The organism is Actinophytocola sp. (assembly GCF_035762905.1).
GTDB lineage: Bacteria > Actinomycetota > Actinomycetes > Mycobacteriales > Pseudonocardiaceae > DASYTH01.
On the sequence record NZ_DASUCC010000094.1, the window covers coordinates 74,726 to 88,649 of the forward strand.

Here is a 13,924-nt window from a genome sequence, read left to right on the forward strand (position 1 = left end):
TCAGCCGGTCACCACGCGCAGCGGGGCGGTCAGCCGGTCCAGCGCGGCGGTGCTGGGCTCGTCGGCCGGCAGGTAGGCGATCATGCGCTGGCCGTCCGGCAGGTCGAGGGATTCGAAGGCCAGCCGGAGCGGGCCGAGGGTGGGGTGGGTGAGCCGACCGTCGCCGGCCCGGGCGGGTTGCGTGGTGACCGCGGACCAGCGCCGCGCGAACGCGACCCCTGCGGTGACGGTCAGCTCGTCGGCCAGCGCGACGGCGTGCGGGTCGGGGCCGGTGGTGTCGACCTTGAGCTGGTTCACCAGGTCGTCGGCCAGCCGGTCCCAATCCGGATACGCGGCGCGGGCCCGCGGGTCGGTGAACACGAACCGCAGCAGGTTCGGGTGCTCGGATTCCAGCACGCCGAGCGGGCCGAACAGCCGGGTGTAGCCGGCGGTGTGCGCCAGCACGTCGCCGATCCGGTTGAGCAGCACGGCCGGGGTGGGTTCGAGCCGGTCGAGCAGCGCCCGCACGGTGGGCCGGACGGTGCGGACCGGGGGAGTGGCGTTCGGGCACACCATCAGGCCGCCACCCGCCACCTTGGCCAGCAGCCGCAGGTGGTTGCGCTCGTCCGCGGACATCCGCAGCGCGTCCGCGAGCGCGCCGAGCACCTGCACCGAGGGGTGCCGGTCGCGGCCCTGTTCCAGCCGGGCCAGGTACTCCACGCTGATCCCGGCGAGCGTGGCCAGTTCGGCCCGGCGCAGGCCGGGCGCGCGCCGCCGGGGACCCGCGGTGAGGCCGACGTCGGTGGGGGTGGTCGCGTCCCGGCGGGCGCGCAGGAACGCGCCCAGCTCGTTGTCCGCCATGCGACCGAACCTACCGGCTGGCGCCGGTCGCGAGGGTGGCCCTGGCAGGGCGAGCCTCGGCCCGGCCTTCCGCACCGGCGCCCGGCCCGGCAGCGTGCCGGGCATGGACATGGGAATCGACGGCCGCACCGTGATCGTGACCGGTGCCTCCGGGGGGCTGGGCCGCGACATCGCGCGCGGGTTCGGCGCCGAGGGGGCCGACGTGGTGCTGACCTATCACCGGGCCCGGCCCGACGCCGAGCGGATCGCCAAGGAGATCGGCGAGCGCGCCATCGTGGTGCCGCACGACCTGGCCGACCCGGGTGCGGCGGACGCGGTGCTGCGGGCGGCGCTGGACTGGACCGGACGGGTGGACGTGCTGGTGAACAACGCGGTGGTGTGGGGCAGCACGGATCCCGGCCAGGAGCTCTCCTTCGACCAGGTTCCGGACGAGCAGTGGACGGCCATGCTGCGGGCCAACATCGAGGGCGCGCTGCGGCTGTCCCGGGCGGTCGCGCCGGTCCTGCGGGAGCGCCGCTGGGGCCGGCTGGTGCACATCTCGTCCAGCATCGCCACCGACGGCATGGCCGGCGGGGAGTACTACGGCGCCGCCAAGGCCGCGCTGCACGGGTTCAGCCGGTCGGTCGCCTTCAGCCTCGGCCGGCACGGCGACATCCTGTCCAACGTGGTGCAGCCCGGCCTGACCCGCACCGACACCAACGCCGAGATCACCGGCGCGGCCGCGGAGCAGTACAGCTCGCTGGCCGCGCTCGGCCGGCTGCTGACCGCCGCCGAGGTCGCCGGCCCGGTCGTCTACCTCGGCTCGGCCGCCAACACCGGCATCACCGGCCAGGTGATCGAGGTCAGCGGCGGAACCTGATCATCAGACGCCGACCTCGCGGCGGTCCTCCGACCAGCGGGTGTGGAAGCTGCCCTCCCGGTCCACCCGGCGGTAGGTGTGCGCGCCGAAGAAGTCGCGCTGGCCCTGGATCAGCGCGGCCGGCAGCCGGATCGCGCGCAGGCCGTCGTAGTAGGCCAGCGACGAGGAGAACGCCGGGGTCGGGATGCCGGCCTGGGCGGCGTGCGCCACCACCCGGCGCCAGGCGTCCTGGCCGGCCGCCACCGCGTCCCGGAAGTACGGGTCGACCAGCAGGCTGGGCAGCTCCGGGTCGCTCGCGTAGGCCTCCCGGATCCGGTCCAGGAACCGGGCCCGGATGATGCAGCCGCCGCGCCAGATGGTGGCGGTGGCGCCAAGGTCGATGTTCCAGCCGTACTCGACGCTTGCCGCCGCCATCTGGTCGTAGCCCTGCGCGTAGGCCACCACCTTCGAGGCGTACAGCGCCTTGCGCACGTCGTCGACGAAGGTGTCCCGGTCGCCGAGCGGCACCGCCGAGCTGGGTCCGGGCAGCGCCGCCTGGGCGGCGGCGCGCTGCTCCGGGTGCGCGGACAGCGCCCGGGCGAAGGTGGCCTCGGCGATCCCGGTGACCGGCGCGCCGAGGTCCAGCGCGGTCTGCACGGTCCACCGGCCGGTGCCCTTCTGCTCGGCCTGGTCCAGTATCACGTCGACGAACGGCGAGCCGGTCGCGGCGTCGACGTGGCCGAGCACCTCGGCGGTGATCTCGATCAGGAACGACTCCAGGTCGCCGCTGTTCCATTCGGCGAAGATCGCGGCCAGTTCGGCCGGCTCGGCCTTCAGGCCGTCCCGGAGCAGGTGGTACGCCTCGGCGATCAGCTGCATGTCGGCGTACTCGATGCCGTTGTGCACCATCTTGACGAAATGCCCGGCGCCGTCCGGCCCGATGTGGGTGCAGCACGGCGTTCCGTCCACCCGCGCGGCGATCTCTTCGAACATCGGGCCGAGCGTGGCGTAGGACTCGGCCGAGCCGCCCGGCATGATGCTCGGGCCGAGCAGCGCGCCCTCCTCGCCGCCGGACACGCCGGCCCCGACGAAGTGCAGGTCGCGCTCGCGCAGGACGGCCTCGCGGCGCCGGGTGTCGGCGAAGTGCGCGTTGCCGCAGTCGATCACGATGTCGCCCGGGTCGAGCAGCGGGGTCAGCTCCTCGATCACCGCGTCGGTCGGGCCACCCGCCTGCACCATGATCACCACCCGGCGGGGCCGTTCCAGCGCCGCGACGAAGTCGGCGAGCGACTCGGTCGGCACGAACGTGCCCTCGTCGCCGTGCTCGGCGACCAGCGACCTGGTCCGGGCGGCGGTGCGGTTGTGCAGGGCCACCGCGTACCCGTGCCGCGCGAGGTTGCGGGCCAGGTTGCGGCCCATGACCGCCAGCCCGGTGACGCCGATCTGTGCCTGGGTTGCCATCAGGGGTCCTCCCATGGAAGCTGCTCCCCGCCACCGTATGGGGTGCCGCCCCGGCCGGGTGTGCGCGGGCTTGCTCAACCCTCGTGCTGGCCGCGCGAGGACCGCTGTGGATCCTCGATCCGCTCGTCGTCCCCCTCGGTCAGGGTGCGCTCGCGTTCCTCGTCCAGGATCCGGCGCATCGTCCGCGCGGCCCGACGTAATCGCCAGGCCACCAGGAGCACGAGCAGCCCGGCCAGCGCCGCGCCGCCGATCCACAGGGCGGTGTCCATGGCGGACACACGATCCCGGCCGGCCGGTGGTTCATCATCCGGCCGGGAACTTGCAGACCGGGCCTACCGCTGCGCCTGGAAGCCGTGCACCGCCGCGCTCACCTGGCCGGCGGCGTCCACCACGGAGGTCCGCGTCGTCGCCGCGATGCCGGTCTGCTCGGCGATCACCCGGGTGACGTCGCGTTGCATCCCGGCCACCGTGTCGAGCCGGGTGGACACCGTGGCCATCGCGCTGGCGATCGCCTCCGTGCCGGCGGTGACCTGGGCGATGGTCGCCTCGATCCGGTCGGTGGCCCGGCCGGTCTGCGCGGCAAGCTCCTTGACCTCCTCGGCAACCACCCCGAAGCCGCGCCCGGCCGCACCGGCCCTGGCCGCCTCGATGGTGGCGTTGAGGGCCAGCAGGTTCGTCTGGTGTGCCACGGACTTGATCATGGTGGAAATCGCGACGATCTCGTTCACCCCGGCCCGCAACGTCGCCATCACCTCGCCGGCGTGTGTGGCGTCCTGCATGGCGGTGGCGGTCTCCAGGGTGGCCGAGCCGACCACTTCCTTGGCCTGTTCCAGCGCGGCCTGGAAGGTCTCCATCGCCTCGCCCGCGTCGCCGGCCAGCCGGACCCCGGTGCCGGCAACGGTGTTGAGCACGTCTTCCAGTTGGCCGGACAGCTCCTCGCGCTGGGCGAGCTGCGCGGCGGCCTCGGTCGCCGCGGCCTCCTCGCGTTCCGTGGCCTCGGCCGCGGCCTGCTCCAGCGCCGCCCGGGACTGCGCCTGCGCCTGCTCACGGGCGGTGTCGGCCTCCCGCTGGCTGGTCACCGAGTAGCGCCAGTAAGCCACCTGGGCCGCGCACATGCCCAGCACGAACACCGCGTGCAGCAGCGCGTAGCCGAACGGGTTGGCCCGCGCCTCGGGGGAGGAGAACACCATGTCCGGCACCACGATGCCGAGCACAAGATGGTGCACCGCCACCATCGCGATGGCCAGGGCGAAGGCCACCCAGTCCTGGTAGAGGCTGATCAGCGCCAGCACCACGAAGTAGTGGAAGTGCAGGTCGGTCATGCCGCCGCCGCCGTGCACGAGGGCGCTCGCGGCGAGCAGCAGCCCGGAGGAGACCAGGATCGCCCTGGTGCGCCGCGAGCCCATCCCGGACAGCACCGCGCAGAGCAGGGCGCCACCGATGAACAGCCACACCATCAGCACGTGCCCGGCCGGCGGCCCGGAGTGGCCGGCGTGCCCGGCGCCGCCGCCGAACCCGGCGTTGCCGGCATACACCGCGACCCCGACGGTGAGCGGAATGTGCAGCCAGAGGATCACGCGCAGCACCCGGTGCCGGGCGGCGAACGCGGCGTCGGACAGCCGGACCTGCGGCACCAGACGGTCGAGGAAGTTCATCGTCGGCCCCTTCGCTTATTCGATCTGGGCCGGAACATCGGCGGCCCGGGAGCCGGCCTGAGGGATTTCGTGACCCGGAACACGGGAGTGCCCCCGACGCGCCGGGCGTCGGGGGCACTCAGGTGCGGATGTGCGGGTCAGGAGGTGCCGGCGGCACCGCCGCCCGGCTGGACCACGCCGTTCACCGTGAGCGTGTACGGCGCGTACTGGTCCACCTGCTCGGTCGGCTCGTCGTAGGCGACCACGGCGATGACCCTCGGGAACAGGGCGAAGAGCAGCAACTGGAGCCGGTTCAGCCGGATCGAGTCGCGGCCGTCGGCCTCCAGTTGCAGGGCGACCCCGTGCTGCTCGTCCAGCCCGATCAGGCGGACGTTCCAGTTGTCCACCTCGATCGGGCGGATCTCGGTCGGCGAGTCGAAGTTGTCCAGGCTGGCGCCGTCGCTGACCGGCGTCGCGCCGATCGTGACGTCGTCCACCAGCAGGCCGCCCTCGTTGATGCCGCCGTCGCTGACGTAGCGCAGCCCGAGCAGGATCGTCTGCCCGGCGTAGGCGGCCAGGCTGAACGTGTGCGGCTCGAAGCCCTCGGTGGTGCCGTTGAGGCCCGGTCCGAACGGCGCGGCGATGGTCTTGTCGCCCGCGACGGCGGTGTAGGTGGCGCCGCCGTCGGTGGACACCACCACGTAGCCGTAGTCGAACCCGAACTCGGCGCCGTACTTGGCCAGGAAGCGCAGCGTCGGGTCGGCGGTCGGCACGGTCACCGAGGTCACCGCGGTGGCGTTGAGGTTGTTTTCGTTGCCCGACCACAGCACCGGGTTGTTCGGCCGGTCCGGGTCATCGGGCACGACCGTCCAGGCCAGCGGCTTCGGCGGCAGCGTGCGCGAGCCCTGGAAGGACAGCGAGCGCAGGTCCCGGCCGTTCAGCACGGTTCCGTTGGCGGCCTGCAGCGGCACGAAGTCCGCGCCGTTCGGGCCGGCCCCCGGGGTGTTGTTGATCTTCGGGTTGGCCTGGTTGATCGTGGAGCGCAGGCTCGGGGTGGTCACCCTTGCCTTCGGCACGCCGAGCACGATGCCGGGCCGGGCGTCGCCGATCGGCTTGTCCAGCAGCACCATGGACTGGAAGTCGTGCAGGACCTTGTACATGTCCGCAACGCCCTCGGCCTCCAGCGCCGCGTCCAGGCTGGCCAGCCCCTGCAACTCGCCGTCCTGGTGCAGCCGGGACATGAAGTCGGCGCCGTACCGGTCGAACAGGAACAGCATCAGCGAGTAGGCGTGGCCGTAGTCGGCCAGCACCTCGTTCGGGGTGCCCTCGCCCCACATGTTGAGCGAGTTCTGCGGTCCGCCGCAGTCCCTCGGGTTGGTGTTGAACGGGGTCTGCACGATGCCGAAGCCCTGGAAGCAGTACAGGTGGCTGTCCGTGCCCCGCTCGAACACGGTGGCCCGGCCGTCCACGTAGCCGGTCAGGGTCTGGGCGAAGTCGGACAGCCCCTCGTTGATCCAGTTCCCCTCGAACGGATCGGTGTAGTACATCAGCAGGTGCTGCCACTCGTGCGCGAAGGTGCCCTCGTACAGGCGCGGCCGGGCCGGCCGGCTGGTGCACAGGTCGGCGGTCGGCTCGTTGGCCGGGTCGGCCCCGGTGCGGTGCGCCCAGTCGAACGCGTCGATCGTCATCACGTTGCGGTCGAACAGCTCGTTGAACTGTGCCGAGAAGAACCCGGCGATGTAGGTCGGCGCCGCCGGGAAGGTGTAGAAGTTGTCGTCCCGGACGTTGTCGATCAAGGCGACGGTCTTGTTGCCGTCCCCGGTGTAGACGCCGCCGTTTCCGTTGGCGTCCGGTGGCAGCAACGAATTGGTGCCGTCCCGGTCCGGCGGACGGCTGAACGTGGTGGTCTCCTTGGGGTACATGTTGCCGTCGAACTCGGTGACCAGGTCGGCCACCTGGGCGTCGGTGACCGTGGTCGAGTTCGGGATCTGGGTCCGGCAGTCACCGGCCGGGAAGGCGGTGTCGTTGGCCACCCAGACCTCGATGTTGGTGCCCACTCCGCGCAGTGTGTAGTCCTTGCGGTACAGCCGACCCAGCTGGTCGTCGAGGCCGAGCCACTGCCGGACCGTGCCGACCGGCGGGGTGGTCGCCGCGAACCGCGCCTCGCGGCTGTCCGGCGAATACCGGGTCGGGGTGGCGACCTGCTGGCCGTCGAGGGTGAAGTCCTTGCGGGTCAGCTCCCGGACGTCGCTCTTCGGCGTCGCCGCGGCGGGTCCGGCGCCGGCCGGAGCCGCGGGAAGCACTTGGACAATGGGAAGTAGGAGGAAGGTGGCGGCAGCGCCGATTAACCGGCTGCGACGCATGGTGATCCCTTTCGGAGTCCGTGGTGGCGAGGTGACCGTAAACCACAAAATGGCGCCTGGCTATCGCGACCTGACCGACCGTTATTAACAGGGAACCGGGCGGTGCAACGCCACGGCTCAGGTGAGCCGGACCCGGCCAGGGCGGCTGATCGCGTGCTCGATGCGCAGCAACATGCTGGGGTGGATCGGCAGCCGTGGGACCTCGGTGACGTCGATCCAGCCGACGTCGATCATCTCGTCGTGGTCCGGGCGCGGCACCCCGGACACCGGGATCGCGTGCAGGCACAGGGCGAACTGCTGGCGCACCTCGCCGCTGGGATAGACCATCACGTGCGCCGGGTCGGTGTAGACGCCGGACAGGCCGGTCACCGAGATCATCACCCCGGTCTCCTCGGCCACCTCGCGGATCACCGCGGCCACCGCCGACTCGCCCGGTTCCACGTTGCCGCCCGGCAGCTCCCAGTTGAACGTGTCCGCGCGCTGGGCGAGCAGGATTCGCGCGCTCTGGTCGCGAACGGCGGCGAACGCGGTCGGTCGCACCGAGTTCGCCCGGGGGGCCGTGGGATCGTGGTAGTACTCGGCCTCGCGAGGCACGAAACCAGCCTGCCGGGTGCGCTACCGCGACGCAGTGCACAGCGGGTGGCAAATGCGTGAAGTTCGCCCGATCGTGGAGCTGCCGCCACCGCGGCAACGGGTAACGTCCGTCCCACGTTCTAGGATCGGTGAGGCGTCAAGTAGTTCGGTGTTCCGCATATCCGGACGTGTGGAAGGGATTTGAGGCGGAATGGACATCGAGTTCGATGCCATACCCGCGCGCGGCCTGCACCGGTATGTCCGGCTTGTCGCAGATGCGCTCGGTCTGGGCGGTGAGGGGTGGTACGTCCAGTTGGAACCGGCGAGCACCACGGTCTATCTGCCGTTGCAGGCCCGGCTGGACCGCTTTCCCGACCGGGATGTCGCGCTGCTGTGGGACGAGGAGAACGGCTGGTCGGTCGCGGTCGAGTCGCACAGCAGCGAGGACCTGATCGTGCTCGGCTATCTCGGCCTCGATGTGCTGCCCGGGCCGCGGGTGGTGGCGCAGTTCGCCACCGGCGTCATGGCGGGCTGGGACTGCGGCCGGCCGAAACCGCCCCGGCTGCGCAGCGCCGGCGCGGAGGACAGCCTGCGCCGCCGGTTGTCCGGCTACGCCGCGTCGGTGCACGGCGACCGTTCGGTTCCGATCCAGCTCGGCAAGGAGTTGCTGAGCATCCGGGTCGAGTACCCGCGCGCGGACGTCACCGTGCTGCGGCTGTCCGGTGAGATCGACATGATGACCGTGCCGCAGCTGGACGAGTGGATCGCGCTGGTGCTGCGGGCGTTGCCGGAGATCCTGGTCGTCGACCTGACCGAGGTGCGGTTTCTCGGTTCCGCCGGGCTTTCCGCGCTGATCCGGGCCGACCAGCTGGCCGGCGAGCAGACCGAGCTGCGCGTGGTGGCCGGCGATCCGTCGGTGCGCCGGCCGATGGAGATGACCGGCCTGGCCGCGGCGATCACGGTGTTCCCGTCGGTGTCCGCCGCGCTGGTCGCCAGGGGCGACGAGCGGACCGCCACGGCTGCCGGGTAGATCGGCGCTACGCGGCCGAGCGGGTCGGGGCGCGACGCAACGCCACGCCGACGCCGACCATGGCCACCCCGAGGATCAGGTGCAGCCAGTTGTCGGCGGTGTTCACCGGCACGAAGTTGGCGCCGCTGTCCAGGTTCACGACCAGGCCGTACACCCACACCAGCAGGTACACCACGCCGCCGCCGATCAGGAACGAGGTCGAGCCGGACGCGGTGCGGGCCAGCGCCAGACCCACGATGCCGAACAGCAGGTGCACGATGTTGTGCAGCACCGACACGTGGAAGATGCCCAGCAGCATGGCGGTCGACTCGGGCCCGGCGAAGGTCATCCCGTCATAGTCGGTGGTGACCCCCGGAATGAAACCGAGTATGCCGACCAGCAGAAAAACCGCGGCGACGACGGTGGCCACCTGCCGGGCCGGGCTCGCGGACATGTTCGCCATGACAAACTCCCTTCACTCGAACCGAAATCGACGCGAAACCTCGCCATTTTAGTGCCGGTGCCGGCCGCCGACCCGCCCCGAAAGCGGTCACGTCGAAATCCTGATCGGGCGGCGCCGCTGTGGACCCGGGGCGGGTGCGGCCCATATCGTCGAGCGCATGGGCAACGAGCATGTCGACGTGCTGATCGTGGGGGCCGGACTGTCCGGAATCGGCGCGGCCTGCCAGCTGCGGGCCAAGCGGCCCGGCACCAGCTTCGCCATCCTCGAGGCGCGCGGTGCGATCGGCGGTACCTGGGACCTGTTCCGCTATCCCGGCGTCCGCTCGGACTCGGACATGTTCACCATGGGCTACCGGTTCAAGCCGTGGAGCGGCGCGACGCTGGCCGACGGCGACTCGATCCGCGCCTACGTCCGGCAGACCGCGCGGGAGCGGGGGGTGGACACCGAGATCCGGTTCCACCACCGGGTGCTGCGGGCCGAGTGGTCCGCCGGGCGGGCGCGCTGGACGGTGCACGCGCGGCGCACGGACACCGGCGCGGACGTGGAGATCACCTGCGGCTTCCTGTACGTGTGCGCCGGCTACTACCGCTACGACGAGGGCTACACCCCGCAGCTGCCCGGGATCGGGAACTTCGCCGGGCCGGTGGTGCATCCGCAGCACTGGCCGGAGGATCTGGACTACGCGGGCAAGCGGGTGGTGGTGATCGGCAGCGGCGCCACCGCGGTCACGCTGGTGCCGGCGATGGCCGCCGACGCCGCGCACGTGACGATGCTGCAGCGGTCGCCGACCTACGTCGTGCCGCTGCCCGCGCGCGACCCGGTGGTGCGGTGGTTGCGCCGGCTGCCGGAGCGGCTGCGCTACGGCTTGGTGCGCTGGAAGAACGTGCTGTTCATGATGGCCTCGTTCAAGCTGAGCCGGCGCCGGCCGGACCTGGTGAAATCGTTGCTGCGCAAGGGAGTCGTTCGGCAGCTGCCGGCCGGCTACGACGTGGACACGCACTTCGCCCCGCGCTACCAGCCGTGGGACCAGCGGATGTGCGTGGTGCCGGACGGCGACCTGTTCGCGGCGATCCGGACCGGCCGCGCGTCGGTGGTCACCGACACCATCGACACCGTGACCGAGACGGGAATCCGGCTCACCTCGGGCACCGAACTGGACGCGGACGTCATCGTCACGGCCACCGGGCTGAACCTGCTGGCCCTCGGCGGCATGACCGTCGCGGTCGACGGCCGCGACCTGGTGTTGCCGGAACTGGTGACCTACAAGGGAATGATGCTCTCCGGCGTGCCCAACTTCGCGATGACCATCGGGTACACCAACGCGTCCTGGACGCTCAAGGCCGACCTGGTCGCGCAGTACGTCTGCCGGCTGCTCGACCACATGGACCGGCACGGCTACCAGGTCGCGGTCCCGGAACTGCCGCCCGGCGCGGCGAACTGGCCGGCCCGGCCGCTGATCGACCTCACCTCGGGTTACGTGCTGCGCAGCCCGGACGTGCTGCCGAGGCAGGGTCCGGCCACGCCGTGGCGGCTCTACCAGAACTACCTGCGGGACGTGCTGATGCTGCGGCACGGATCGCTGACCCGCGACGGGATGCGGTTCGAAAGGGTCAGGCCCCGTCCGGCTGGACCGGCCCGTCCTGCGGCGCACCGGGTGGCGGGCTGAGCCCGCCGGCGCCGACCGGGAACACCACGCCGGTGATCCACCGCGCCTCGTCGCTGAGCAGGAAGCGCACGGCGTGCCCGGTGTCCCAGCCGCCGCGCTCGCCGGCCGGGGCCACGCAGTTGACCCGGACGCCGGACCGGCCGTGCTGCCTGGCCATGGCCTGGGTCAGGCCGATCACGGCCGCCTTCGCGGTGGGGTGGAGCAGGCTGGGTGGCCCGCCGGGCGGCCCGGCGCCGGACGAGACGTTGACGATCGAGCCGCCGCCCGCCGCGATCATGTGCGGCAGGCAGTACTTGCTCAGCAGCATCATGGACTTCACGTTGACCCGCATACCGAGGTCCCACTCGTCCGGGTCGACGTCGACGGCGGTGCCCGGCGGGCTGCTGATCCCGACGTTGTTAACCAAACCGTAGACGCTGCCGAACTGGGCGACGACCTCCTTCACCGCGGCCTCGCAGCAGTCCGGTTCGGACACGTCCGCCTCGAGCACGATCGAGGTCCCGCCGCCGCCTGCGACCATCCGCGCGGTGCTCTGCGCCCGGTCCCGGTCGCGGTCCAGCAAGGCGACCCGGGCGCCGGCGCTGGCCAGGAGAATCGCCGCGGCGCGTCCGTTGCCGATCCGCTCGTCCCGGGAGCCGGCCCCGGAGACCACGACGACCCGGCCGTCGAAGCGGGCAGACCGGGGTGGCGACCCGGGCATCGGAAGCTCCTCCGCCATCCGGTGAGGGATCAGACGACCCGCGCCGTTGAACAGAACGTCGTTCACCATCCACACCATGATCAAAGCTAAGGATACTCCCATTATTGGGAAACATCACCGAATGTCATTCGGTTCACACTTCTCACGACGGCGCCGGGCTGCCAGAGTGGTGGGGCACCTGCTCGGCGGAAGGAGCCACGGATGTCTCCGGCAACAACCCTGCGCACCCGGCTCGGTGTCCCGGCCATCGCCCTCGCGGCGGTCCTCACCGGCGCCGGGCCGGCCGGTGCGGCCCCCGACCACGACCGGGCCCCGGTGGTGGCGACCACCGGCGGGCTGGTCCGGGGCGTGGCCACCGCGACCACCGACACGTTCCTCGGCCTGCCCTACGCCGCCCCGCCGGTCCGCTGGCAGCCGCCGCAACCGGCCGCCCGCTGGTCCGGCATCCGGGACGCGGCCGAGTTCGCGCCGCACTGCGCGCAGCCGGCCGGCCCGTTCGGTGCGGCCAGCACGTCCGAGGACTGCTTGTACCTCAACGTGTTCACCCCCTCCGGCGAGTCGAACGCCAGGCACCGCAACCCGGTGCTGGTGTGGATCCACGGCGGTGCCCTGGTCACCGGGATGAGCGACACCTATGACCCGACCCGGCTGGTGGCCGGCGACGACGTGGTCGTGGTCACGATCAACTACCGGCTCGGCGCGCTCGGCTTCCTCGCCCATCCCGCGCTGGCCGCGGCGACCGGCGGCCCGACCGGCAACTACGGGCTGATGGACCAGCAGGCGGCGCTGCGCTGGGTGCAGCGCAACATCGCCCGGTTCGGCGGAAATCCGCATGACGTCACGATTTTCGGCGAGTCGGCCGGCGGGCTGAGCGTGCTGTCCCAACTGGTCTCGCCGGGGGCCCGCGGCACGTTCGACCGGGCCGTGGTGCAGAGCGGGGCCTACGCGCTGGACCTGGCCGACCAGGCGCGCGCCGAGGTTGCCGGCCGGACCTACGCCGCCGCGGTCGGCTGCCCGGACCAGAGCGCGGCCTGCCTGCGCGCGCTGCCGGTGCCGGCACTGCTCGCCGGCCAGAGCCGTGGCTATGAGCCCAATGTGGACGGTCGGGTGCTGCCCGGCTCGATCGGCACCGCGCTGGCCGCCGGGGACTTCGCCCGGGTGCCGGTGATCAACGGCAGCACCGGCGACGAGTGGCGGCTGTTCGTGGGACTGAACGAGTTGGCCGGCCAGCCGGTCACCGCGGCGAACTACCAGGCCCAGATCTCGGCGACGCTCGGCGTGCCGGCGCCGGTCGCCGCGGTCATCGCGGCGCGGTACCCGCTGTCCGCCTACCCCAGCCCGGCCGAGGCGCTCGGCGCGGTGGGCACCGACGCGATCTTCGCCTGCCCCGGGCTGACCGTGAGCCGCTCGGTGTCCCGGTTCGTGCCCACGTACCAGTACGAGTTCAACGACCGCGACGCGCCGCCGCTGCTGCCGCCGGTGAGCTTCCCGTACGGCGCGTTCCACGCCGCCGAGATCGCCTACCTGTTCCCGCCCGAGACGGTCCCGTTCACCCCGGCGCAGCACCGGCTGTCCGAGGCGATGCGCGGCTACTGGGCCGGGTTCGCCCGGCTGGGCACCCCGAACACGCACCGCACCCCGTTCTGGCCGCGGTTCACCGCGTCCGGTGAGCGGGTGCAGTCGCTGGTACCGCCGCACCCGCGGACCGCGACCGGTTTCGCCACCGCGCACAAGTGCGCGTTCTGGGCGGCCGCGACGCAGTGATCACGGGGTCTCGGCGGCGTCCGGCGGGTAGAGCCGGGCGGCGATCTCCAGGATCTCGTCGATGAAGCGGGCGGCGCCGGCCCGGGAGGGTTGCACCGCGACCTCCCGGCCGGCCTCGGTGGCCAGGGTGGTCAGCACCAGCACCAGGGTGTCGGACAGCGGGCGGGCGTGCTCGGAGAGCATGGCCGAGTTGGTGCTGATCCAGTGCCGGAACCGGCGCCGGGTGAGCAGCTCGAACCCGGGCGGGCCGCCGCCGGACAGGAACAGCCGGGCCAGTTCCCGCTCCTCCCAGCAGCCGTTCAGGTAGGCCCGCATGGCGGCGAGGAACAGAGTCAGCGAGTCGTCCTCACCGGCCGCGAGCGCCGTGCGGAACGCCCGGGCCGCGCGGTGCGCCTGACGGGACTGGTAGTCGTCGTAGAGCGCGATGTACAAATCGGACTTGCCGCCGAAATGGTGGTACAGCGCGCCGACGCTCGACCCGGCGCCGTCGACGATGTCGGCCACGTTGGCCTCCGCGTACCCCGCGGTGACGAACACGTCCCGGGCGGCGGCCAGCAGCAGCTCACGCGCCCCCTTGGCCCGGGTCTTCCTGGTCACCGTCACGAGGCATAGT

The 13,924-nt window shown here is 72.0% G+C and carries 13 protein-coding genes; 4 read left to right on the forward strand and 9 right to left on the reverse strand.

Translation table 11 applies throughout. The features are described from left to right. Positions 1-840 carry a helix-turn-helix transcriptional regulator gene (locus VFV67_RS18555; RefSeq protein WP_326471605.1) on the reverse strand — a complete coding sequence of 280 codons (840 nt, stop codon included), beginning with the start codon at positions 838-840 and terminating at the stop codon, positions 1-3. A 103-nt stretch (positions 841-943) separates the two neighbouring features. On the opposite strand from VFV67_RS18555, the gene VFV67_RS18560 reads away from it, so the two are divergent. After that, on the forward strand, positions 944-1,699 hold the full coding sequence (locus VFV67_RS18560; protein ID WP_326471606.1) for an SDR family NAD(P)-dependent oxidoreductase: 756 nt from the start codon (positions 944-946) through the stop codon (positions 1,697-1,699). 3 nt (positions 1,700-1,702) lie between these two features. On the opposite strand, the gene gndA is transcribed toward VFV67_RS18560, so the two are convergent. The 5 genes from gndA to VFV67_RS18585 form a co-directional block, all read right to left on the reverse strand. Then, the gene (gene gndA, locus VFV67_RS18565; protein ID WP_326471608.1) at positions 1,703-3,139 is read right to left on the reverse strand and encodes an NADP-dependent phosphogluconate dehydrogenase; all 1,437 of its coding nucleotides are present in this window, start codon (positions 3,137-3,139) and stop codon (positions 1,703-1,705) included. Between the two features lie 74 nt (positions 3,140-3,213). After that, positions 3,214-3,408 (reverse strand): hypothetical protein, encoded by a 195-nt coding sequence (locus VFV67_RS18570; RefSeq protein WP_326471609.1) that lies wholly within the window; start codon positions 3,406-3,408, stop codon positions 3,214-3,216. 63 nt (positions 3,409-3,471) lie between these two features. Further along, positions 3,472-4,794, reverse strand: coding sequence for a methyl-accepting chemotaxis protein (locus tag VFV67_RS18575; RefSeq protein ID WP_326471611.1), 1,323 nt, complete (start codon positions 4,792-4,794; stop codon positions 3,472-3,474). A gap of 137 nt (positions 4,795-4,931) precedes the next feature. Continuing rightward, entirely contained in the window at positions 4,932-7,076 is a 2,145-nt protein-coding gene (locus tag VFV67_RS18580; protein WP_326471613.1) for a hypothetical protein, read from the reverse strand. A 177-nt stretch (positions 7,077-7,253) separates the two neighbouring features. Then, positions 7,254-7,730, reverse strand: a complete 477-nt coding sequence (locus tag VFV67_RS18585) for an NUDIX domain-containing protein (RefSeq protein WP_326471614.1) — start codon at positions 7,728-7,730, stop codon at positions 7,254-7,256. A gap of 190 nt (positions 7,731-7,920) precedes the next feature. Between VFV67_RS18585 and VFV67_RS18590 the strand changes: the two genes are divergently transcribed. Further along, positions 7,921-8,739 carry a DUF6292 family protein gene (locus VFV67_RS18590; RefSeq protein WP_326471615.1) on the forward strand — a complete coding sequence of 273 codons (819 nt, stop codon included), beginning with the start codon at positions 7,921-7,923 and terminating at the stop codon, positions 8,737-8,739. Positions 8,740-8,746: 7 nt separating this feature from the next. Here VFV67_RS18590 and VFV67_RS18595 read toward each other — a convergent pair whose 3' ends face one another. Continuing rightward, positions 8,747-9,181 carry a DUF4383 domain-containing protein gene (locus VFV67_RS18595; protein ID WP_326471617.1) on the reverse strand — a complete coding sequence of 145 codons (435 nt, stop codon included), beginning with the start codon at positions 9,179-9,181 and terminating at the stop codon, positions 8,747-8,749. 157 nt (positions 9,182-9,338) lie between these two features. Between VFV67_RS18595 and VFV67_RS18600 the strand changes: the two genes are divergently transcribed. Beyond that, entirely contained in the window at positions 9,339-10,847 is a 1,509-nt protein-coding gene (locus VFV67_RS18600; RefSeq protein ID WP_326471619.1) for an NAD(P)/FAD-dependent oxidoreductase, read from the forward strand. On the opposite strand, the gene VFV67_RS18605 is transcribed toward VFV67_RS18600, so the two are convergent. Then, a complete protein-coding gene (locus VFV67_RS18605) occupies positions 10,792-11,616 on the reverse strand; it encodes an SDR family NAD(P)-dependent oxidoreductase (RefSeq protein WP_326471620.1) in 825 nt (274 codons plus the stop codon). The two genes, VFV67_RS18600 and VFV67_RS18605, sit on opposite strands and share 56 nt — an antisense overlap. 132 nt (positions 11,617-11,748) lie before the next feature. Between VFV67_RS18605 and VFV67_RS18610 the strand changes: the two genes are divergently transcribed. Beyond that, entirely contained in the window at positions 11,749-13,311 is a 1,563-nt protein-coding gene (locus VFV67_RS18610; protein WP_326471622.1) for a carboxylesterase/lipase family protein, read from the forward strand. Here VFV67_RS18610 and VFV67_RS18615 read toward each other — a convergent pair whose 3' ends face one another. Next, positions 13,312-13,914: a TetR/AcrR family transcriptional regulator gene (locus tag VFV67_RS18615; protein ID WP_326471623.1), complete on the reverse strand. Its 603-nt coding sequence runs from the start codon at positions 13,912-13,914 to the stop codon at positions 13,312-13,314. Positions 13,915-13,924 lie beyond the last annotated feature (10 nt).